20 protein-coding genes are annotated in these 19,731 nt (G+C 75.0%); 10 read left to right on the forward strand and 10 right to left on the reverse strand.

Annotation, left to right across the window (positions count from 1 at the left end):
- Nucleotides 1–42 precede the first annotated feature (42 nt).
- On the forward strand, nt 43–1,239 hold the full coding sequence (locus tag IE316_RS27420; RefSeq protein ID WP_190207180.1) for a D-alanyl-D-alanine carboxypeptidase family protein: 1,197 nt from the start codon (nt 43–45) through the stop codon (nt 1,237–1,239).
- A 129-nt stretch (nt 1,240–1,368) separates the two neighbouring features.
- Here the strand turns inward: IE316_RS27420 and IE316_RS27425 are convergent, their stop codons facing one another.
- Nucleotides 1,369–2,283 carry a LysR family transcriptional regulator gene (locus tag IE316_RS27425; RefSeq protein ID WP_190207181.1) on the reverse strand — a complete coding sequence of 305 codons (915 nt, stop codon included), beginning with the start codon at nt 2,281–2,283 and terminating at the stop codon, nt 1,369–1,371.
- Nucleotides 2,284–2,387: 104 nt separating this feature from the next.
- On the opposite strand from IE316_RS27425, the gene IE316_RS27430 reads away from it, so the two are divergent.
- Complete coding sequence (locus IE316_RS27430) at nt 2,388–3,224, forward strand: oxidoreductase (protein WP_190207182.1); 837 nt, start codon at nt 2,388–2,390, stop codon at nt 3,222–3,224.
- A gap of 9 nt (nt 3,225–3,233) precedes the next feature.
- Here IE316_RS27430 and IE316_RS27435 read toward each other — a convergent pair whose 3' ends face one another.
- Complete coding sequence (locus tag IE316_RS27435) at nt 3,234–4,250, reverse strand: asparaginase (protein ID WP_190207183.1); 1,017 nt, start codon at nt 4,248–4,250, stop codon at nt 3,234–3,236.
- A 31-nt stretch (nt 4,251–4,281) separates the two neighbouring features.
- On the reverse strand, nt 4,282–5,046 hold the full coding sequence (locus IE316_RS27440) for a FadR/GntR family transcriptional regulator (protein ID WP_229910569.1): 765 nt from the start codon (nt 5,044–5,046) through the stop codon (nt 4,282–4,284).
- Between the two features lie 285 nt (nt 5,047–5,331).
- Between IE316_RS27440 and IE316_RS27445 the strand changes: the two genes are divergently transcribed.
- On the forward strand, nt 5,332–6,378 hold the full coding sequence (locus tag IE316_RS27445) for a fatty acid desaturase family protein (protein ID WP_190207184.1): 1,047 nt from the start codon (nt 5,332–5,334) through the stop codon (nt 6,376–6,378).
- Between the two features lie 34 nt (nt 6,379–6,412).
- Here IE316_RS27445 and crcB read toward each other — a convergent pair whose 3' ends face one another.
- The 3 genes from crcB to IE316_RS27460 all read right to left on the reverse strand — a co-directional run bounded on the left by crcB (nt 6,413) and on the right by IE316_RS27460 (nt 7,698).
- Nucleotides 6,413–6,781 carry a fluoride efflux transporter CrcB gene (gene crcB / locus IE316_RS27450; RefSeq protein ID WP_190207185.1) on the reverse strand — a complete coding sequence of 123 codons (369 nt, stop codon included), beginning with the start codon at nt 6,779–6,781 and terminating at the stop codon, nt 6,413–6,415.
- Complete coding sequence (locus IE316_RS27455) at nt 6,778–7,254, reverse strand: fluoride efflux transporter FluC (RefSeq protein WP_190207186.1); 477 nt, start codon at nt 7,252–7,254, stop codon at nt 6,778–6,780. Before IE316_RS27455 ends, crcB begins: the two co-directional genes overlap by 4 nt.
- Nucleotides 7,255–7,407: 153 nt before the next feature.
- A complete protein-coding gene (locus IE316_RS27460; RefSeq protein ID WP_190207187.1) occupies nt 7,408–7,698 on the reverse strand; it encodes a helix-turn-helix domain-containing protein in 291 nt (96 codons plus the stop codon).
- Between the two features lie 138 nt (nt 7,699–7,836).
- Here IE316_RS27460 and IE316_RS27465 point away from each other — a divergent pair, with 138 nt between their 5' ends.
- Nucleotides 7,837–8,250, forward strand: a complete 414-nt coding sequence (locus tag IE316_RS27465) for a MarR family winged helix-turn-helix transcriptional regulator (RefSeq protein ID WP_190207188.1) — start codon at nt 7,837–7,839, stop codon at nt 8,248–8,250.
- On the opposite strand, the gene IE316_RS27470 is transcribed toward IE316_RS27465, so the two are convergent.
- Entirely contained in the window at nt 8,247–8,648 is a 402-nt protein-coding gene (locus tag IE316_RS27470; RefSeq protein ID WP_190207189.1) for an SseB family protein, read from the reverse strand. The genes IE316_RS27465 and IE316_RS27470 overlap by 4 nt on opposite strands.
- Nucleotides 8,649–8,902: 254 nt before the next feature.
- Here IE316_RS27470 and IE316_RS27475 point away from each other — a divergent pair, with 254 nt between their 5' ends.
- The 4 genes from IE316_RS27475 to IE316_RS27490 all read left to right on the forward strand — a co-directional run bounded on the left by IE316_RS27475 (nt 8,903) and on the right by IE316_RS27490 (nt 14,364).
- Complete coding sequence (locus tag IE316_RS27475; protein WP_190207190.1) at nt 8,903–10,666, forward strand: glycoside hydrolase family 35 protein; 1,764 nt, start codon at nt 8,903–8,905, stop codon at nt 10,664–10,666.
- A gap of 365 nt (nt 10,667–11,031) precedes the next feature.
- Complete coding sequence (locus IE316_RS27480; RefSeq protein ID WP_190207191.1) at nt 11,032–12,090, forward strand: LacI family DNA-binding transcriptional regulator; 1,059 nt, start codon at nt 11,032–11,034, stop codon at nt 12,088–12,090.
- Between the two features lie 108 nt (nt 12,091–12,198).
- A complete protein-coding gene (locus IE316_RS27485) occupies nt 12,199–13,644 on the forward strand; it encodes a glyceraldehyde-3-phosphate dehydrogenase (protein ID WP_190207192.1) in 1,446 nt (481 codons plus the stop codon).
- Between the two features lie 87 nt (nt 13,645–13,731).
- Entirely contained in the window at nt 13,732–14,364 is a 633-nt protein-coding gene (locus tag IE316_RS27490) for a TetR/AcrR family transcriptional regulator (RefSeq protein WP_190207193.1), read from the forward strand.
- 61 nt (nt 14,365–14,425) lie between these two features.
- Here IE316_RS27490 and IE316_RS27495 read toward each other — a convergent pair whose 3' ends face one another.
- Nucleotides 14,426–15,880 carry an MFS transporter gene (locus IE316_RS27495; protein ID WP_190207194.1) on the reverse strand — a complete coding sequence of 485 codons (1,455 nt, stop codon included), beginning with the start codon at nt 15,878–15,880 and terminating at the stop codon, nt 14,426–14,428.
- A 215-nt stretch (nt 15,881–16,095) separates the two neighbouring features.
- Between IE316_RS27495 and IE316_RS27500 the strand changes: the two genes are divergently transcribed.
- Nucleotides 16,096–16,536, forward strand: coding sequence for a MarR family winged helix-turn-helix transcriptional regulator (locus IE316_RS27500; RefSeq protein WP_190207272.1), 441 nt, complete (start codon nt 16,096–16,098; stop codon nt 16,534–16,536).
- Nucleotides 16,537–16,604: 68 nt separating this feature from the next.
- On the opposite strand, the gene IE316_RS27505 is transcribed toward IE316_RS27500, so the two are convergent.
- A complete protein-coding gene (locus tag IE316_RS27505) occupies nt 16,605–17,222 on the reverse strand; it encodes a TetR/AcrR family transcriptional regulator (RefSeq protein WP_190207195.1) in 618 nt (205 codons plus the stop codon).
- A gap of 115 nt (nt 17,223–17,337) precedes the next feature.
- Here IE316_RS27505 and IE316_RS27510 point away from each other — a divergent pair, with 115 nt between their 5' ends.
- Entirely contained in the window at nt 17,338–18,426 is a 1,089-nt protein-coding gene (locus IE316_RS27510) for an aldo/keto reductase (protein WP_190207196.1), read from the forward strand.
- A gap of 418 nt (nt 18,427–18,844) precedes the next feature.
- On the opposite strand, the gene IE316_RS27515 is transcribed toward IE316_RS27510, so the two are convergent.
- A complete protein-coding gene (locus IE316_RS27515; RefSeq protein ID WP_190207197.1) occupies nt 18,845–19,603 on the reverse strand; it encodes an Atu4866 domain-containing protein in 759 nt (252 codons plus the stop codon).
- Nucleotides 19,604–19,731 lie beyond the last annotated feature (128 nt).

Consider the following 19,731-nt stretch of genomic DNA (forward strand, 5'->3'; position numbering starts at 1 on the left):
CGGCCGAGTGGCGCGCGCCGCCCCCGTTCCTACGTTTGCGGTATGACGATCGGATCTTTTCTGCGCGGTTCCCGGGTGGCCGTGTCGGGGTGCGCGCTCTGCGCGGCGGGGCTGCTGGTGCTCGCGCCTGCCGCCGCGGCGGTGCGCAGCAGACCTCCGGACCCCGGCCCGGCCGCCGGACCACGGGCCGTCGGCCCCCAGCCCGACCTGCTCCACCGGCCCGGCGTCCAGGTCCGGCCGCGCCCCGGGGCACCGGGTCTCCCCGAGGTCTCCGCGCTCTCCTGGGTGGTGGCCGACGCCGGCACCGGCGAGGTGCTCGCCGCCCACGACGCGCACCGCCCGCTGCCCCCGGCCAGCACCCTGAAGACCCTGTTCGCGCTCACCGTGCTGCCCGCGCTGCCGGGCGGTGTCCGGCATCAGGTGGGCCAGGGGGAACTGGCCGCGGTCGGTCCGGGCAGCAGCAGGGTCGGCGTCGCCGAGGGCCGCACCTACCAGGTCGCCGACCTGTGGAACGGGGTGTTCCTCAGCTCCGGCAACGACGCCGTCCACGTGCTGGCCGCGCTCAGCGGAGGCTGGCGCGGCACGGCCGCCCGGATGCAGGCCCGGGCCCGGGCGCTGGGCGCCCTCGACACCCACGTACGGTCGCCGGACGGGTACGACGCGCCGGGCCAGGTGTCGTCCGCGTTCGACCTCGCGGTGTTCGGGCGGGCGGGGCTGCGCAACCCCGACTTCGCGCGGTACTGCGCCCGGGTCGAGGCCCGGTTCCCCGGCGCCGACGGCGGCAGCTACGGCATCGTCAACACCAACCGGCTGCTGACCGGGGCGGACGGGGTGCCGCCGTACCCCGGGGCGATCGGCGTCAAGAACGGGTACACCAGCCGCGCCGGGCACACCCTGGTGGCCGCCGCCCGGCGCGCCGGACGGACCCTGGTGGTGACGGTGATGAACCCCCAGCGGGACGGCGCCTTCGCGGTGTACGAGGAGGCCGGCGCCCTGCTGGACTGGGGCTTCGCCTCGGCGGGCCACGTCGACCCGGTGGGTTCGCTGGACGCCCTGCGCGACCGGCCCCGCCCCGCTCCCCGGCCGGCGGCCGCACCGGCGGCCGCCACCCGGGCCGAGGACGGGCCGGGCTGGCGGGAGACCGGGATGATCGCGGGCGCCGCCGGGCTCGGCGCGGGCGCGATGGCCCTGGTGCTGCGGCTGAGACCGGTACGGCCCGGGGACGGGCCGGTGCGGTGACCCCACGGGCGGACGGCACCCGCCGGACGCGCGGGCGGACCCGGCGGGACGGCCGGCCGCGGCACGGCGCCGCGAGGGGTGCGCGCGGGCGGACCCGGCCGGCGCGGCGGGCCGCGGTGCGGCGGTGGCTCAGGGGTGCCCGCGGGTCGCCCCGGTCGCCTGGGCGCACGCGCGGACGTAGTCGCGTACCAGGGGGTGGTCGTCGTCGGCGCGCCAGGCCAGGGCCAGCCGGCAGGGGGTGACGCCGTCGACCTCGCGGGTGACGACCCCGTCGAAGGTGATCAGCGGGGCGTTGCCGGTCGCCACCAGGACCACGCCGAGACCCGCCGCGAGCGCCTCGTACGTCTCCTCCGTGCTCGCCACCTCCGCGCCGACGACCACCGGTCTGCCGCCGCGGGCGTCGGTCGCCAGCCAGTGGTCGCGCAGCGGTCCGGCACCGGCGGGCAGGGCGAGGAACGGCTCGTCGAGCAGGTCGGCGAAGTCGATCCGGTCCCGGGCGGCCAGCGGATGGCCGGCGGCCAGGGCGACCAGACGGGGTTCCTCGGCGACCACCAGCCACCGGTAGCGCTCCGGGTCGGGCAGCGGCAGCCAGACGAACGCCACGTCGGACGTGCCGTCGGCGAGCCCGGCGGTCGCGTCCTGCCAGGGCACCTGCCGGAGCCGGAGGCTCGCGCCGGGGCGGGCGGCGGTGAACCGGGAGCGGATCGCGGGCAGCACGCCCCCGCGCCCGGGGCTGGTGCTCATGCCCACGACCAGGACGGCCGCGCGGTCGGCCACCACCCGGGCCACCGCGTCCCGGGCCGCTTCCCACTCGGCGAGCAGCCGCCGGGCGTACGGCAGCAGCGCGGCCCCGGCCTCGCTGAGCCGCACCTCGCGCCGGTCCCGTTCGAACAGCACGGTCCCGAGCTGCCGTTCCAGCGTCCGGATCTGCTTGCTCAGCGCGGGCTGCGAGACGTAGAGCCGCTCGGCGGCCCGGGTGAAGTGCAACTCCTCGGCCACCGCGGCGAAATACCTCAGCTCCCGCACATGAACGTCCATAGCCATCGGCTATCACGGTGGGTCTTGGACGGGCAACGGAGTTACCGGGCACGGTGGTCGGCACACGGACCCGCCCGGCACGGCGGGTCACCGGCACAGGGGAGACGTACATGAACAGGGTCTGGCTGGTCACCGGGGCGAGCAGCGGCTTCGGCCGGGCGATCACCGAGGCGGCCGTGGCGGCGGGCGACATCGTGGTCGCCGCCGCCCGCCGCACCGCGCCGCTCGACGACCTGGTCGCCGCCCACCCCGACCAGGTGGAGGCGCTCGCGCTGGACGTCACCGACATCGCCGCCGCCGAGGCCGCGGTGGACCGGGTGGCGGCCCGGCACGGCCGGATCGACGTGCTGGTCAACAACGCCGGGCGGGGCATGGTCGGGGCGGTCGAGGAGACCACCGACGCCGAGCTGAGGGACCTGATGGACCTGCACTTCTTCGGTCCGGCCGCGCTCACCCGGGCCGCGCTGCCGCACATGCGCCGGCGGGGTTCGGGCGCCGTCGTGCAGCTCACCAGCATGGGCGGGCGGTTCGCGTTCGCCGGGGTCGGCGCGTACTGCGCCGGCAAGTTCGCCCTGGAGGGGCTGTCGGAGGCGCTGGCCGCCGAGGTCGCCCCGCACGGCATCCGGGTGCTGATCGTCGAGCCCGGCGCCTTCCGCACCGGCTTCGCCGGCCCCTCGGCCCTGGCCCGCACGGCGACCGTCCTGGACGCCTACGAGGACACCGTGGGGCCGGTGCGCACCGGGCTGCCGGAGACCGCCGGTCGGGAGCCCGGCGACCCGGCCAAGGCCGCCGCGGCCGTCCTGACCGCGCTGGACGCCGAGGAGCCGCCGCTGCGGCTGCCGCTGGGCAACGACGCCGCCGACGCGATCGGCGACCACCTGGAGCGGGCCGGTGCGGAGCTGCGGGCCTGGGAGAAGGTGGCCCGCTCCACCGACTTCGACGAGTGACCCGGCCGGTCAGGCTGCGGCCGGCGCCCCGGGGTCCAGGGCGGGCACCGGGCGGATGCCGCCGACCGGGCGGCCGCCGCCGAGCACGGTCTCGCCCGCGAACGCGGTGAGCGCCTCCGGGTCCACGCCGGCGTGCGCGAGGGCCGCCGCGGCGACCGGGACGCGGGCCCGGTTCGCGCCGTCGGCGATCTTCACGGCGACGGCCCGGCCGTCGGGCAGCGCGGCGACCTGGACGCCCTCGAAGCCGTCCTTGGCCAGCAGCCCGGGCACCGCCCGCATCAGCGCGGCGACGTCCCGCCCGGCGCCGGAGGCCATCTCGGCGTGGGCGCGCATCGCGTCGGCGACCCGGGCGCCGGGGGTGCCGGGCGCGGCGGTGGTGAGGCGGGCGGCGGCGCGGGCCAGGCCGTGCAGGGAGACGGAGAACAGCGGGGCGCCGCAGCCGTCGACGGTGACCCGGGCGACGCGTTGCCCGGTGAGGTCCTCGACGGTGTCGGCGATCGCCCGCTGCAAGGGGTGGCCGGGGTCGAGGTAGTCGTCCAGGGACCAGCCGTTGACCTGGCAGGTGTAGAGCATCGCGGCGTGCTTGCCGGAGCAGTTCTGGGCGAGCCGGGACGGCGCGCGGCCCGCGCGCACCCAGGTGTCCCGGACCACCGGGTCGTACGGCAGGTCGGGCACGTTGCGCAGGTGCTCCTCGCCGAGTCCGGCCAGGGCGAGGATGCGGCGGGCGCCGTCGAGGTGGCGTTCCTCGCCGGAGTGGCTGGCGGCGGCGAGGGAGAGCAGCTCGCCGTCGAGCGGCAGTCCGGCCGCGACCATGGCGGCGGCCTGGAGCGGCTTGAGCGCGGAGCGCGGGTAGAACGCGGCCTCGGTGTCGCCGAGCCGGAGGGTGACCTCGCCGCCGGGGCCGAGGACGACGACGGAGCCATAGTGGACGCCTTCGGTGACCCCGCCGCGTACCAGGTGGGCGACGGGGGCGTGCTGGGGTTCGCGGATCGGCGGCGCGTCCGCGCGAGAGGTGCTGTAGTACATCACTGCCTGCTGGTCGTGGGCCGTACGCGGGTCACGCGTCGGGCCCGGGGGTGGTGGCCGGCCGGGCGGCGCGGGTGGGCGCCGCGGCGGGTCCGTCCGTACGCGGGGTGCGCACGAGGTCGGTGAGGGTGGCCTCGACGCGGTCGAGGTGGTGGGCCATGGCCCGTTCCGCGTCGGGGGCGCGGCCGTCGGTCAGCGCCCGCAGGACGGCCCGGTGCTCGGCGTCGGCCTGCTCGCGGCGTCCGCCCCGTTCGTTGAGGAAGGCGGACTGGCGGGCCAGCGCGTCGCGGATCTCCTCGATGACCCGGCGGAAGACCGGGTTCTGGGCGGCCTCGGCCAGCCCGAGGTGGAAGACGGTGTCCAGCGCGGCCCAGGCGGCGGGGTCGGCCTCCTGGTCCATGCGGTCCAGCAGACCGGTCAGACGGGCGAGGTCCTCGGGAGTGCGGCGCCGGGCGGCGTACCCGGCGACCGGGATCTCGATGTGCCGGCGGACCTCCATCAGGTGGCCTGCGGTGTAGTCGCCGAAGGTGGGGCCCTGCACGGCGTCGGCGACCACGAAGGTGCCCTTGCCGGTGCGGGAGACGGTCAGGCCCATGGTCTGCAGCGCCCGCAGCGCCTCGCGCAGCACCGGACGGGAGACCTCCAAGGTGCGGCAGAGCTCGGCCTCGGAGGGCAGCTTGTCGCCGATGCCGTACGTGCCGCGCTCGATGGCGCCGCGCAGGTGGCCGAGCACGGCCTCCATGGCGCTGACGCGGCGCGGGCCCGCGACGGCTGTCTGGCTGTCTGACAGGTTCACGGAGCGATGGTCCGGGGGGCGGGCCGGACCTGTCAAGCCGAGGTCGCCGCCGGGCACCCTCGGCTGGTACCGGCCACGTCCCGGAGGACCGCTTCCGGGCGCCCCCGGTTGGGTGTCGGCGCCATCCCGGCGGGCCGCCTCCGGCTGGTGCCGGCCATACCCCGGGGGCCCGCCTCCGGGTCTCCCCGGTGGTGCTGGCCACACCCCCGTACGGGGGCCACCTCCCCACGGCTCCGGGTGCCAACATCATTCTGCGCCGGGAATTCCGTTCCCATACTGGAGCGCATGGCCCCTTCCATAGTGCTCACCGAGAAATCGTCCGCCCGCGAACGGGAAAGGGGGAGCGATTTCTCCGAACTCTCCCGCCGTATCACCGAGGCGGGACTGCTGCGCCGCCGCCCGCTGTATTACACCGTGCGTTTCGGTACGGTGGCGCTCGCCCTGGCCGGGAGTGTGGCCGCGTTCGTCGCGCTGGGCGACAGTTGGGGCCAGTTGTTCGTCGCGCTGGCGCTGGCGGTGGTCTTCGGCCAGCTCGGCCTGGCCGCCCACGACCTGGCGCACCGGCAGGTGTTCACCCGGCGCCGGCCCAGCGAGATCGGCGGCCTGTTCACGGCCGACCTGCTGCTGGGCATGAGCTACGGCTGGTGGATGAACAAGCACACCCGGCACCACGCCAACCCCAACCACGAGGAGAAGGACCCGGACGTCTCCCCCGACATCCTGGTCTGGTCACGGCGGCAGGCCCGCCAGGCGGCGGGAATTCCGCGGTTCGTCGGAAAACACCAGGCCGCGTTGTTCTTCCCGCTGCTCACCCTGGAGGGCCTGAATCTGAGTTTCAACAGTTTCAAGGCGCTGCGCGGTACGGCGGTGAAACGGCCGGTGCTGGAGGGGACGCTGCTCGTCGCCCATTTCGCGCTCTATTTCGGCGGCCTTTTCACGGTCCTGTCCCCCGGCAAGGCGCTGGCGTTCCTCGCCGTCCACCAGGGCCTGTTCGGGATCTACCTCGGCTCGGTCTTCGCCCCCAACCACAAGGGGATGCCGATGATCGAGGAGGGCACCCGGCTGGACTTCCTGCGCCGCCAGGTCCTCACCTCCCGCAATGTGCGGGGCGGCGTGCTGCTCGACGCGTTCATGGGCGGCCTCAACTACCAGATCGAGCACCACCTCTTCCCGAGCATGCCGACCCCCGCCCTCGGCCGGGCCCAGGCGATCACCGAGCGGTACTGCGCCGAGCTGGGCGTCCCGTACCACCAGACCGGGCTGCTGGCCTCGCACCGGGAGGCGCTGCGTCACCTGCGCAGCGTCGGGGAGCCGCTGCGCCGGGAGGGCTGAGGCGGCCACCGCGGCCGGGCGGGGCGGCCCCGGTTCACAGCAGGCCGCCCAGCGCCCAAGCGGCGCACGCCGCGCCCAGCCCGGCCGCCACGCTCGCCGCCACATTGGCGGCGGCCCGCAGCCGGGCTCCGCCCTCCGCGAGCCGCAGCGTCTCGTAGGAGAACGTCGAGTACGTGGTGAGGGCCCCGCACAGACCGGTGCCGATCAGCAACTGGAGTCGGGACCCGGCGGCGCCCCCGACCGCGGCCCCGGTCAGCAGGCCGAGCACGAGGGAACCCGCCACGTTGACCGTGAAGGTGCCCCACGGGAACGCCGGGCCGAACCGGGCCTGGACCGCACGGTCAGTGAGGTAGCGCAGCGGGGCGCCGACCATGGCGCCCACGACGACGAGCAGCCAGTTCACGCGCGGGCCCCGCCCTTCGATCCGGTGGCCGGCGCCAGCCGGTGCCGCCCGCGCAGTGCCCGGCGGGCCGCCGCCGCGGCCAGCCACACGGCGGTGAGCGCCGCGAGGGGCGTCGCCGCCAGGTAGGCCAGCGCGGTGCCGGGATGGCCGGTGCCGAGCAGGTGCCGGATGTCGACGGCGTAGGTCGAGAAGGTGGTGAACCCGCCGAGCACACCGGTGCCGAAGAAGGGCCGCACCAGCCGGTGCGGCGACCACACCTCGGTGACGGCCACCATGAACGCCCCGATGACGGCGCAGCCGACGACGTTGACCAGCAGGACCGTCCAGGGAAAGCCGTCCGGCCCGGTGGGCCACCACAGGGTGGCCGCGTACCGGGCGGCGGCACCGAGTCCGCCGCCGGCCGCCACGGCCGCCACGACCGGCGCCTGGCCGGCCCGGACCGGCCGTGCCTCGGGGCGGTGGGGGGCTGTCATCGCGGTACGTCGTCTCCTGCTCGCCGGGCCCGGTCGTGCCCGTCCACTGCCCCGTTCACACGGTGAGGCCCCCGCCGCCGCGCCGCGTGTACCGGGCACGGGCGGGGCTCAGCGTAACTCCGCCGCAGCGCCCCGGGCACACCGAGGGGCCGGCTACCAGCCCTTCTCGAACATGCGGGCCACCTCGGCGATGCGCACCTCGTCCCGCCGGTAGTAGGTCCGCCGGCGGACCCGGCTGGTGCGCAGCAGGCCGAGGGCGGCCAGGAAGCGGAGGTGGGACGCGGCGACCCGGCGGGGGACGCCGAGCCGGGCGGCGACCGCACCGGCGTCGACACCGTGCTCGACGAGGTCGGCGGGGCGGCGGCCGGGCGGGAAGTGCGCGGCCGGGTCCTTCAGCCACTCCAGGATGTCCCGGCGCGCCGCGTCGACGGGGGTTCTCAGCATCCCGCCCTCCCTCCCCGGGACCCCTGCCGGACGCTCCCACTGTCCCGCAGGCCCGGCCGCCCTGTCCGGCGAACCGTTCCTCCGGGCACGGCCGTTCGGCCCGTCGGCGGGTGGCGGGGGCGGTGTTACCGTGCACGTATGGCAGCCATTACGGCCGAGGCGCGGCTCGCGCGGCGGTGGCGGGAGATCCTTACGGTGCACGCCCGTACGACGTGCGAGATCGACCGGGTCCTGCACCCGTACGGGCTCGGCGCCAGCGACTTCGAGGTGCTCGACCTCCTCGCCTCCGACGTGCCCGGGCCGGACGGCCGGTGCCGGGTGCACAGTCTGGCGGACCGGGTCCACCTGACCCAGAGCGCCCTGTCCCGGCTGATCGCCCGGCTGGAGAAGGACGGCCTGGTCGAGCGGTCCGTCTGCGCGGAGGACCGCCGCGGCGTCCGGGTCGCCCTCACTGCCCGGGGCCGCGAGCTGCACGCCCGGGCCCTGCCGCTCCAGCGGGCGGTCCTGGCCCGGATGCTGGGCGACGGGGAGGCCGGGCCGGGCGCGTCCTAGGGTCGCGCGAGCAGGGTGCGGACGCCCTCCGAGGTGAGGGTGAGGCGGTGGTCGGAACTGGCGTCGATGGAGAGCGAGAGCTCCTCGGCGGGCCACTGCGCGGCGAGGGCGCCCAGCGGCACCAGCCGGTAGCGGGAGACGAACGGCAGCAGGCCAGCCATCTCCGCCTCCGAGGTGAACACCGGCACGACGTGCCGGCCCCCCGGCTGCTCCAGCACGGGCAGCGCCACCGTCGCCGGGTGGGCGGCCTCCTCCTCGTCGGCGTCGTCGGGCACCGGTACCAGTACATCGCTGCTGGCCAGCGTGTCGAGCGCCACCGCGTCCTCGGTGTTCTCGGTGAGCGCGTCCAGCGCCCGCTGCGCGGGAGTCGCGGAGTAGTTGTTCGCGGGTGTGTCCATGATGGGTTTCCCTGATAGCGGCCGGGTTGCGCGGCGCCCGGGACCTGATCGGTACGGGCGCGGTTCCGGCTCGCGTACCCGATGGCGAGGGGCGCAATCCTGTTCGGGCGCCGGGGTGCGGTGGCGGAGTCCGCCGACGAGGGATCGGGGGTTGACCGGGGCGCCGCCCGTCCGGTCTGATGTTACCGGTAACACGGCCCGGGATCGCTGGTACCGGAGCCGCGCGGCGCCCCGCCCCTCCGAAGGGAACCCCGATGCCCGCCCTGACGACGACGTCCGACGGATTCCACCTGCACGGCGAGCCGTTCCGCATCATCTCCGGCGCGCTGCACTACTTCCGGGTCCACCCCGGCCAGTGGGCCGACCGGCTCCGCAAGGCCCGCCTGATGGGGCTCAACACGGTGGAGACGTACGTCCCCTGGAACCTCCACCAGCCCTCCCCCGGCGCCCCGCTGGACCTCGACGGCATCCTCGACCTGCCGCGCTTCCTGCGGACGGCCGGCGAGGAGGGCCTGAAGGTGCTGCTGCGTCCGGGGCCGTACATCTGCGCCGAGTGGGACGGCGGCGGGCTGCCCGGGTGGCTCACCGCCGACCGGGACATCGCGCTGCGCAGCGGCGACCCGCGCTTCACCGCCGCCGTCGACCGCTATCTCGACCTGCTGCTGCCCCCGCTGCTCCCGTACTTCGCCGCCGCCGGCGGACCCGTCGTCGCGGTGCAGGTGGAGAACGAGTACGGGGCGTACGGCGCCGACACGGCGTATCTGGAACACCTGGCGCAGGCGCTGCGGGCGCGGGGCGTCGAGGAGTTGCTGTTCACCTGCGACCAGGCCGACCCGGCGCACCTGGCCGCCGGGAGCCTGCCGGGGGTGCTCGCCACCGGGACGTTCGGCAGCCGGGTCGAGGAGTCGCTGCGCACGCTCCGCGCCCACCGGGGCGAGGGGCCGCTGATGTGCACCGAGTTCTGGGTCGGCTGGTTCGACCACTGGGGCGGGCCGCACCACACCCGGGACGCGGCCGACGCCGCCGCCGACCTCGACCGGCTGCTGTCCGCCGGGGCCTCGGTCAACCTGTACATGTTCCACGGCGGCACCAACTTCGGCCTCACCAACGGCGCCAACCACCAGCACGCCTACGCGCCCACCGTCACCTCGTACGACTACGACGCCCCGCTCACCGAGTGCGGCGATCCGGGGCCGAAGTACCACGCCCTGCGCGAGGTCATCGCCCGCCACTCCCCCGTGCCGGACGAGCCGGTCCCGGCACCGGGGCCCAAACTGCCGCGCACGGAGGTCGCGTTGGGGCGGCGGGCGCCGCTGCTGCCGTACGCCGTGGCATCGGTGCCGGCGGTGCGCGGCGCGGACCCGCTGCCGATGCACGCCCTCGGGCAGGCGTCCGGTCTGGTCCTGTACCGCACCTCGGTGCCGGCCGGCGGCGACGGGCTGCTGCGCTTCACCGGCGGGGTCGGCGACCGGGCCCAGGTGTTCGTCGACGGCGCCCCGGTGGGCGTACTGGAGCGCGAGCGCGGCGAGGAGACCCTGCCCGTGCGCCTCCCGGGCCCCGGCGCCGCGCTGGAGGTGCTCGTGGAGAACCTGGGCGGCGTCAACTACGGGCCGCGCATCGGGGACCCCAAGGGCCTGCTCGGCCCGGTCGCCTTCGACGGTACGGCCCTGCGCGACTGGGAGTGCCGGCCGCTGCCGCTGGACGGCCTGGACGGGGTGCCGTTCGCCGCGTCGGGGACCGGTCCGGCGGCCGGGCCGGCGTTCCACCACGGCACGTTCGAGGTCGGCACCCCGGCCGACGCCTTCCTGGCGCTGCCGGGCTGGACCAAGGGGCTGGCCTGGGTCAACGGCTTCGCCCTCGGCCGCTACTGGAACCGGGGCCCGCAGCGCACGCTGTACGTCCCGGCGCCGGTGCTGCGGCCGGGCGCGAACGACCTGGTCCTGCTGGAACTGCACGGCACGACGGCCGCCCGCGCGGCGTTCACCGGCGAACCGGACCTGGGGCCGCCGCGGGCCTGACCCCGGCGGCCCGCGCGTTTGCGGGCCCTGCCCGAGAGGGCGGAAGACACCTGCCTCCGGCGGCCCGTACGCTTCTCGGCCCTGCCCGAAGGGGCGGGAGACATTCGCCCCCGGCGGGTCGTACGCCTCTCGGCCCTGCCCGAAGGGGCGGAAGACATCCGCCCCCGGCGGCCCGTACGCCTCCCGGCCCTGCCCGAAGAGGCGGAAGACACCCGCCCCCGGCGGCCCGTACGCCTCTCGGCCCCACCCGAAGGGGCGGAAGACATCCGCCCCCGGCGCCCCGCGCGGCCGGTCGGCCTATGCTGGCGTCCTCCGAGCGGCACGGGGTCGCCGTGCCGCCGTGCCGATGCCGAGGATCCGGTCGTATGAGCCCAAGCGCCGCCGAGGGCGGGGCGCGGCGCAGCCGGCGCAGTTTCGCCGGGGCGCGTCCCGTGATGGAGGACGTGGCGCGCCGGGCCGGTGTCTCCAAGCAGACCGTCTCCCGGGTGCTGAACGACCACCCGGCGGTGCGCGCGGAGACCCGGGCGGCGGTGCTGGAGGCGATGCGGGAACTGGGCTACCGGCCCAGCCGCAGCGCGCGGTCGCTGGCCAGCGGGCGGACCCGGATGCTGGGCGTCCTCTCCTTCGACGCCGGGCGGTACGGGCCGGCGGCGATGCTGACGGCGATCGACGCCGCCGCGCGGGAGGCCGGGTACCTGGTGAGCTCCATCGCGCTGGGCACGGCCGACCGGGACACGGTGGTGGAGGCGGTGGACCGGCTCTCCGCCGAGGGCGCGGACGGAGTGATCGCCATCGCGCCGCAGCGCTGGGTGGGCCGGGCGCTGGCGGAGACCGCCCTCGGGACGCCGGTGGTCGTGCTGGACGACGCCCCGGCGGACGGCGCCCCGCTGGTCACCGGCGATTCGCGCAGCGGGGCCCGGCAGGCCACCGAGCACCTCCTCGCCCTCGGGCACCGCACGGTCTCCCAGGTGGCGGGGCCGGCCGGCTGGACCTCCGCCGACCAGCGGCTGGCCGCCTGGCGGGGCGCCCTGGAGGCGGCCGGCGCCCAGGTGCCGGAGCCGCTCTTCGGGGACTGGAGCGCGGAGTCCGGGTACGAGCTGGGCCGGCGGCTGGCGCGGTCCGCGGAGGTGACGGCGGTGTTCGCCGCCAACGACCAGATGGCGCTCGGGGTGCTGCACGCCCTGCACGAGGCGGGCCGGCCGGTCCCGGACGAGGTCAGCGTGGTCGGCTACGACGACATCCCGGAGGCGGCGCACTTCCTGCCCCCGCTGACCACCGTACGCACCGACTTCGCCGAGATCGGCACCCGATCCCTGCGGTGGCTGCTGCACCGGATCGACGGGGCCGAGCCGCCGCCGTCCGACGCCCTGGTCCCGGCCGAACTCGTCGTCCGCCGCAGCAGCGGACCCCCGCCCGGCCGGTAGCACCGGGCCCCGGCGGACGCTCATCCGATCACCCCTCCCCCCACTTGATCGATCAGACCGTGTCATGTGTTTAACATATGAGCGCCGCCTAGCTCGAAAGATGGAACCGTGACTGTCAACGACGACTCGTTCACCGACTGGAAGAACCGCGAGGAGATCGCGGAATCGATGATCCCGATGATCGGGAGACTGCACCGGGAGCGGGACGTGACGGTCCTGCTGCACAGCCGCTCCCTGGTGAACAAGTCGGTGGTCAGCATCCTCAAGACGCACCGCTTCGCCCGGCAGATCGCCGGCGCGGAGCTGTCGGTGACCGAGACGCTGCCCTTCCTGGAGGCGCTCACCGCCCTCGACCTCGGTCCGTCGCAGATCGACATCGGCATGCTCGCCGCGACCTACAAGGACGACGACCGCGGGCTGTCCGTGGCCGAGTTCACCGCCGAGGCCGTCGCCGGGGCCCTCGGCGACGGCCGGATCGAGCGCCGGGAGCCGCGCGATGTCGTCCTCTACGGCTTCGGACGCATCGGCCGGCTGCTGGCCCGGCTGCTGATCGAGAAGGCCGGGTCCGGCAACGGACTGCGGCTGCGGGCCATCGTGGTCCGCGACAGCGGCGGCGGCGACCTGGTGAAACGGGCCTCGCTGCTGCGCCGCGACTCCATCCACGGCCAGTTCCAGGGCACGATCACCGTCGACGAGGCGAACAGCACGATCGTCGCCAACGGCAACGCGATCAGGGTGATCTACTCCGACGACCCGACGACGGTGGACTACACCGCGTACGGGATCAAGGACGCCATCCTCATCGACAACACCGGCCGCTGGCGCGACCGCGAGGGCCTCGCCAAGCACCTGCGCCCCGGCATCGACAAGGTGGTGCTGACCGCGCCGGGCAAGGGCGACGTGCCCAACATCGTGCACGGCGTCAACCACGACACCGTCAAGCCGGACGAGCGGATCATCTCCTGCGCCTCCTGCACCACCAACGCCATCGTCCCGCCGCTGAAGGCGATGGCCGACGAGTACGGTGTGGTGCGCGGCCATGTGGAGACCGTCCACTCGTTCACCAACGACCAGAACCTGCTGGACAATTACCACAAGAGCGACCGGCGCGGCCGGTCGGCGCCGCTGAACATGGTCATCACCGAGACCGGCGCCGCCTCCGCGGTCGCCAAGGCGCTGCCCGACCTCAAGGCGCGGATCACCGGCAGTTCGATCCGGGTGCCGGTGCCGGACGTCTCCATCGCCATCCTCAACCTCCAGCTCGCCCGGGAGACCACCCGCGAGGAGGTCCTCGACCACCTCCGGGAGGTGTCGCTGACCTCGCCGCTGAAGCGCCAGATCGACTTCATCACCGCCCCCGACGCGGTCTCCAGCGACTTCATCGGCTCCCGCCACGCCTCGATCGTCGACGCGGGCGCCACCAAGGTCGAGGGCGACAACGCCATCCTGTACCTCTGGTACGACAACGAGTTCGGCTACTCCTGCCAGGTCGTCCGGGTCGTCCAGCACGTCTCGGGCGTGGAGTACCCGACGTTCCCGGCCACCGCGGTCTGACCGGCCGGGCCCCGGCGTCATGGGCGGCGCCACCGTGGGAAGATGGTGGCGCCGCCCGTCCCTGTCGCATCCGGTGAGGTCGACGCCGTGTCCAAGCCCGTGGTCCGCGAACCGCTGCGGAGCCATGCGCGCTCCAACCGGGCCCGCATCCTGGCCACCGCCCGGCAGGAACTCGGCCGGAACCCGGACGCCACCCTGGAGGAGATCGCCCGGGCGGCCGGTGTGGTGCGCCGCACCGTCTTCGGCCACTTCCCCGGCCGCGCGGCGCTGCTGGAGGCGCTGGCCGAGGAGGCGTCCGAGACGCTGCGCGGTGTGGTGGCCCGGCAGACCGGCACGGACGAGGCGCCCGAGCGGGCGCTGGCCCGGTTCGTCCTCGCCATCTGGCCGGTCGGCGACCGCTACCGGCTGCTGCTCTCCCTGGCCCGGCAGGACCTCGGTGTGGAGCGGGTCTCCGATGTGCTGACCCCGGCCCGCGAGGCGGCGGCCGCCATCCTGGAACGGGGGCAGCGCACGGGCGTCTTCCAGGGCGGACTGCCGCCCGCCGTGCTCAGCTCCGCCCTGGAGGCGCTGACCCTCTCCCTGCTGGACAGTGTCAACGCCGGCATCTGGACCGACGACGGCACCGGCACCGCCGTCGCCCACCTGGTGGCGGCCGGGGTCCCGGAGCGCACGGCGACGGACGTGGTCGCCGCCGTCGCCTCCGAGGACCCCGCGCGCTGACGCGGGGGCGGGCTCCGGGTCCCGTCAGGCCGGTGGTCCGTGCGGGGGCACGGCCGGTCGTTCAGGCGCGGGCCGGGGCCTCGCCGGCCGGGGCCCGATCGTCCTCGGCGGCGCCGCCCGCGGCGCGTACGGCGGGGATCAGCAGGGCGGTCGCGGCCGACAGCAGGGCCACCCCGCAGCCGATCAGCAGACCGGTGCGGAAGCCGTCCTCGGAGGCGAGGGTGTGGCCGCCGAGGGTGATGGTCATCTGCGCCAGGACGACACCGATGACCGCGGAGCCGATGGTGGTGCCGAGGGAGCGCATCAGGGCGTTGAAGCCGTTGGCCGCGGCGGTCTCGGAGAGCGGCACCGCGCTCATGATCAGGGCGGGCATCGCGCCGTAGGCGAGGGCGACCCCGCTGTTGATGACGATGCCGGAGACCATCAGGCCCCAGGCGGTGCCCATCAGCGGCAGGGCGACCCCGTATCCGGCGGCGATCACCAGCGCGCCGCAGATCAGGGTGAACTTCGGGCCCCGGGCGTTGATCAGCTTCCCGCCCAGCGGGGAGACGATCATCATCATCACGCCGCCGGGCGCCAGGTACAGGCCGGCCGCCAGCATCGACTGGCCGAGCCCGTAGCCGGTGGCCTCGGGGAACTGGAGCAGTTGCGGGGCTATCAGCATGAACGCGTACATGCCGACGCCGATGAGGACCGAGGAGGCGTTGGTGAACAGCACCCGGGGGCGGGCGGTGGTGCGCAGGTCGACCAGGGGTTCGCGGGTGCGCAGTTCGTAGGCGCCCCAGACGGCGAGGGCGACCACGGCGAGGGCGAACAGGCCGAGCGTGGTGCCCGAGCTCCAGCCCCAGTCGCCGCCCTTGGAGATCGCCAGCAGCAGGGAGACCAGGCCGATGGCGAGGCCGATCGCGCCGGGGGCGTCGAAGCGCTGGCCCCTGGCGCCGGCCGGCACGTCCGGGACGACGAAGAAGATCAGCGCGCCGATCAGCAGGGCGAGCCCCGCCGAACCCCAGAACAGCGCCCGCCAGTCGGCGTACTGGGCGACGGCGGCGGCCAGCGGCAGACCGATCGCGCCGCCGATCCCCATGGAGGCGCTGACCAGGGCGATGGAGCCGCTGAGCTTCTCGGCCGGGACGACGTCGCGGAGCAGCGCGATGCCGAGCGGCACCATGCCCATGCCCATGCCCTGGAGCCCGCGTCCGACGATCATCGGTACGACGGAGGAGGCGAGGGCGCACACCACCGAGCCGGCCACCAGCGGGACGGCGCAGGCCAGCAGCATCCGCCGCTTGCCGACGAGGTCGCCGAGCCGTCCGGAGACCGGCACGCACACCCCGGCGACGAGCAGGGTGACGGTGACGACCCAGGCCGCGTTGGACGGCGTGGTGTCCAGGATCTGCGGCAGCTCGGCGATCAGCGGGGTCACCAGGGTCTGCATGACGGCGGCGACGGTGCCGGCCAGCGCGAGGGTGGCGACGACACCTCCTGGGCGGGCGGGCGTCGGCTGGGGGCCGTCCATGACGGAGCTCCTCTGTGAGACATCGGCGGAGGGGCGCCTCGGCCGAGGTCGCCTTTGTGCAGCATACACATCTCATGTATCAGCCATATGCCATGCACGATGCATATGATGAAGTGGAACCAGCGCGCAGGGGGCGCGCCAGCCGGTCGCACGCGACGAGAAGAGGGCACGTGAACAGCGCGGACAGGGCCACGGCGCGGGTGGAGTTCGAGCAGATGCTGCTGAGCCGCTATCTGCACCTGCACAAGAGCAAGGGGCGCCGCACCGGCGCCGTCCTGGACCGCAGCGCGTACATCCTGCTGAGCCGCATCCGCGTGCAGGGCCCGATGTCCATCGGTCAGCTCGGCGAGGCGTTCGGGCTGGACGCCTCCACGCTGAACCGGCAGACCGCGGCGGCCATGCGGGCCGGCCTGGTCGAGCGCATCCCCGATCCGGACGGGGGCATGGCCCGCAAGTTCCGCATCACGGAGGAGGGCGAGCGGCGGCTCGACGAGGAGCGCACCGGCCTCGTCGAGAGCCTGGACCGCATCATGGCCGACTGGCCGGAGGAGGACATCGCGGCCTTCGCCGACTACCTCCAGCGCTTCAACTCCGACATCGAGCGCCTCCACGGCCTGCCCTGGCCGCGCCCCCGGGCGGTCGAACCCCGCCCCTGAGCCGGGGGGGCTCCGACCCCTGGGCGTACCGGTCAGCCCTCGGGAACATGCGCTCCCGCGTGCGCCGATCAGCCCTCGCGTACGTACGCTCCCGCACGCGCCGCGGCGGCGGCGGCCTCGGCGGCCCGGTCGGCGGCGGCCTCGTCCAGGGGCAGGCCGCTGGTGAGCAGGCGGTAGTAGAGGGGTGCGGAGACCGCGCGGATCACCTCGTGCGCGTCCGTGCCCGCGGGCAGCTCGCCCCGCTCGACAGCTTGCCGCACGCAGGGCGCCCACTCCTCGACGCGGGTCTCGTAGAAGCGGTGCAGCGCCTCCGCCGTCCTCGGTTCGCAGACGGCCGCCGCGATCACGGCCTTGAACAGTGCCCCCTGGCGGGGGTCGGCGAGGGTGCGCCGGACCAGGCGGGCGTTGGCCTTCAGGTCGCCGAGCAGGGTGCCGGTCTCGGTGCGGGGCAGCGACTGCTCGGCCATGTCCACCAGCAGGTCGGCCACCAGGCCGGTGACGGTCCCCCAGCGGCGGTAGACGGTGGTCCGGCCCACCTCGGCGCGGCGCGCGACATCGGCGAGGTCGAGGCCGGCGAAGCCGTGTTCGGCGAGGGCGTCCCCGGCCGCCCGCAGCACCGCCGCCCGCACCCGCGCGGTCCGTCCGCCCGGCCGCACGGTCCCCGGTTCGCCCTGCTCCGACTCCATAACGGGACTCCAGTTCCATTAGATGCTCGACACTGCTACCGTGAGGCCACATCCTAACGGAACAGAAGTCCCGTTAGGCGTAGTCAGTTCCCGTCGCACGGATCGAGGAGCAGCCATGGAGTACAGGCGACTGGGCGCGTCCGGACTGAAGGTCCCCGCGCTGAGCTTCGGCGCCGGCACCTTCGGCGGACAGGGCCCGCTGTTCGGCGCCTGGGGCACCACCGACGTACGCGAGGCCCGCCGTCTGGTGGACATCTGCCTGGACGCCGGGATCACCCTGTTCGACACCGCCGACGTGTACTCCGGCGGCGCGTCCGAGGAGGTGCTGGGCGAGGCCCTCAAGGGCCGCCGGGACCGGGCGCTCATCTCCACCAAGGCCGGGCTGCCGACGGGTGACGGACCGGGCGACGCGGGCACCTCCCGGGCCCGGCTGATCGCCGCGTGCGAGGCGGCGCTGCGCCGGCTCGGCACCGATCACATCGACCTGTTCCAGTTGCACGCCTTCGACGCCGGCACCCCCGTCGAGGAGGTGCTGTCCGCCCTGGACGACCTGGTCCGCGCCGGGAAGGTCCGCTACCTCGGCATCTCCAACTTCTCCGGCTGGCAGGCGATGAAGTCCCTCGCCCTCGCGGAGAAGCACGGCCGCGCCCGCTATGTGGCGCACCAGGTGTACTACTCCCTGGTCGGCCGGGACTACGAGTGGGAGCTGCTGCCCCTCGGGCTCGACCAGGGCCTCGGCGCCCTGGTGTGGAGCCCGCTCGGCTGGGGCCGGCTCACCGGCCGGATCGGCCGCGGCCGGCCCGTACCGGCGGGCAGCCGGCTGCACCGGACCGCCGACTACGGGCCGCCGGTCGAGGACGAGCACCTCTACCGGGTGGTGGACGCACTGGAGGAGACCGCGCGGGAGACCGGCCGGGCGGTGCCGCAGATCGCCCTCAACTGGCTGCTCCAGCGGCCCACCGTCTCCTCCGTCATCATCGGCGCCCGCAACGAGGAGCAGCTCCGGCAGAACCTGGGCGCGGTCGGCTGGTCGCTCACCGGGGAGCAGATGGCCCGGCTCGACGCGGCGAGCGCCCGGACGGCGCCCTACCCGTACTTCCCGTACCAGCGGCAGGAGGGCTTCGCCCGGCTGAACCCACCGGTGGTCGGTGCCGCCTGCCCCGGGGACGCGGCGGGGACGCCGGTCCCCGTGCGTACGTCGTGACGACGGACCGCATCCGGCTTCACTCGTGTGGGGGCGGGGACGGCGCGGCTCCCCTGGACGCCGTCCCCACCCCGAGCCGTCCTCGCCGTCCACCCCGGAACGCGCGGGAGTGCGCCCCGGGCTCGAACGGGACGGCGAGAACGGATGGCCGGAGCTGCGTCGGCGGCGAAGCGGCTCCGACCCGCTCACAGCGGTCGGTACTGTCACGACCCGGGGGCTGGGGGTCACGAGGCGCGGGGCGGCACGCCGTTGCCGGCCGCGCCCGCGAAAGCGCCTCTCCGACACACAGCATAGGCCCAACCGGGCCCCGACCGGCAGTCCATCCTGCCCGAACTGCCTCTCCGCCCCGGCCTGTTCGATGCCCGTGCCGCCGAACGAGCCGTCCGTACCGGCCCGTTCGGCCGGCCCGCCGGGTCGGTCAGCCGAGCTTCATCACGTAGTGCGCGTGGTGCAGTTCGTCGCCGCGGAACTCGCCGAAGGCCCAGAAGCCCAGGTCGTCCAGGTAGTCGATGCGGTCCCCGTCGATCCAGTAGCGGCCCTGGTAGGCGTGCGGGCGGCCGCCTCGGGTCTCGTCGTAGCGGCCGTCGGCGGTGAGTTCCTGGTGGAGGAAGTCCGTACGGTCGATCCAGACGCCGACCCGGGGATCGCCGGTCAGGTCCTGGGCGGCGGGGATGCCGGGCTCGGGGGCGCGGTCCCGGCCCGGGGCGTCCGCGCCCGCCCACAGCACGGGCCGGCCGGCCGCGACCAGCGCCCGTACCCGCTCCGGGCGGGTGAACAGGGTGGCCAGCGCGCCCGGCACGTCCGGGGCGAGGGCGTCGGGCAGCACGAGCAGGTCGGCCGCGTTGCCGGGGGTCAGCGTCGCCACGTACTGGCCGCGCCGGCCCCGGCCGCCGGTCAGCGCGACGGCGTCCACGACCGCCGGGACGACGGTCGTCCCGGTGCAGTCGACGACGATCGCGCCGTCGTCCTGCGCCGCGGTCACCAGGCCGGGGCCGACCCCGACGATCACGGAACCGACCAGCAGCACATCGGCGCCGGTCAGTGTGCCGATGAGGGGGTCCATGGTGAGGACCCGGGCGTTGGTGAACAGGACGGGGCGCCCGGCGTGTCCGGGGGAGGTGATCTCCTCGAAGGCCGCCGCGTTCCACTGCGCGTCGTCCGTCACGGGTGCGGTCATCGTTGGCTCCTTCACATCATCCGCAGCTCCGATCGGCTGCCGGTCCCCACCCTCGCCGCGCGCCGCCAATGCAACCAGGCCGGGCATCACCTGGGTGTCCGGCACCCAGGCTCCCCCGGGCGCGGGTG

Source organism: Streptomyces fumanus (genome assembly GCF_014655295.1).
Lineage (GTDB): Bacteria > Actinomycetota > Actinomycetes > Streptomycetales > Streptomycetaceae > Streptomyces > Streptomyces fumanus.